Origin of the sequence: Methanobrevibacter oralis (assembly GCF_001639275.1) — an archaeon.
GTDB classification, from domain to species: domain Archaea; phylum Methanobacteriota; class Methanobacteria; order Methanobacteriales; family Methanobacteriaceae; genus Methanocatella; species Methanocatella oralis.
The window spans coordinates 1-1,181 of the sequence record NZ_LWMU01000002.1; the positions used below are offsets into that span (position 1 = coordinate 1).

Annotated in this window: 2 protein-coding genes; both read right to left on the reverse strand. The window is 26.0% G+C overall.

What is annotated here, in order from left to right; genetic code table 11:
* Positions 1-15 precede the first annotated feature (15 nt).
* Entirely contained in the window at positions 16-591 is a 576-nt protein-coding gene (locus MBORA_RS00015) for a transposase (protein WP_082853360.1), read from the reverse strand.
* On the reverse strand, positions 576-989 hold the full coding sequence (locus MBORA_RS10925; RefSeq protein ID WP_063720048.1) for a hypothetical protein: 414 nt from the start codon (positions 987-989) through the stop codon (positions 576-578). Before MBORA_RS10925 ends, MBORA_RS00015 begins: the two co-directional genes overlap by 16 nt.
* Positions 990-1,181 lie beyond the last annotated feature (192 nt).

Consider the following 1,181-nt stretch of genomic DNA (forward strand, 5'->3'; position numbering starts at 1 on the left):
GACTTTGTTGAAATCCTAATTTAAAATTTTTACTACTCTATCGATGTTGTATATTGCTGTTTTGAGTCTTGTTTCTTTGTTTTGTAGTCTTGTATGTTTACTTTTATTTGTTCCTGAGAATTTTCTTTTTATTACGCTGAAAATACTTTCTACGTTGTTTCTTCTGGAGTATATTTCTTCATCAAAGGTTTTTAGGCTTAATCTTCTGTACCATCCATGTTTGAAGTTGGATTTTAGAGGTATTTGGTCTGAAGCATTTATTTCTTCATTTATACATTCTCTTATTTTATTTGTATCGTATGCTTTGTCAGCTATTATATAATCAACATAATATTTCTTTAAACTTCTTATTGCAGCTATTGCGAATTTTGTATCGTGTCTTGGACCTTTTGTCGCTTGTGAGTAAAGGATTATTCTGCTATCAACATCAACTACAACATGGCATTTAGTGAAGCTTTTTCTTTCTTTTCCCCTAATTTGCACATAATATTTGTCTGCATAGTCATTAGTGAAACCTGTACCATCAAGCGCAATTAATTTTGGTTTAATTCTTAAATGTCGAATAATTTGCTCGGTTATTCTTTCAAACATGTCAGTAGGCATTTTTTAAAGAATTTTTGGAGCGTAGAATAATTTGGTGATTTTTTAATTTTAAGATAACTTCTCAAACCACTTGAAAATGATACAAAATCCATTATTTCTCGATAAGTCATATTTAAATAAATTTTTAAAGCAACAATCGTAAATAATGCAGGTTGAGAATATAATTTCTTAGAATACTTAGATGAATACTTATTTAAAGCAATCATAGAATAGCTATAAGTAAATTCAATGAATTTCACCAGTTCATTTGACTTAATATCGCTTTTACATTGATTTTTATACTTTTTAAAAAATTTTTTTATTTGCTTTTTAAAGCCAAAATCCAAAAGACTTTTATGCTCAGAAAACCTAACTATACTTGGAGAATGTTTATTTTTATTATTCATATAAATATATATTCTCCATTTTACTATAAATAACTTTTTAAAATCTTTTTTTAAAAAACACCATGTAATATTTCAAATGTAAATAAAATAGAAATAAATATATCATAAAACACCAAAAATAAGAGTTTAAAATAGAAAAAAAATAAACTCGATGTGAAATTTCAACTGTAAATACAGGATTTCAACAAAGTC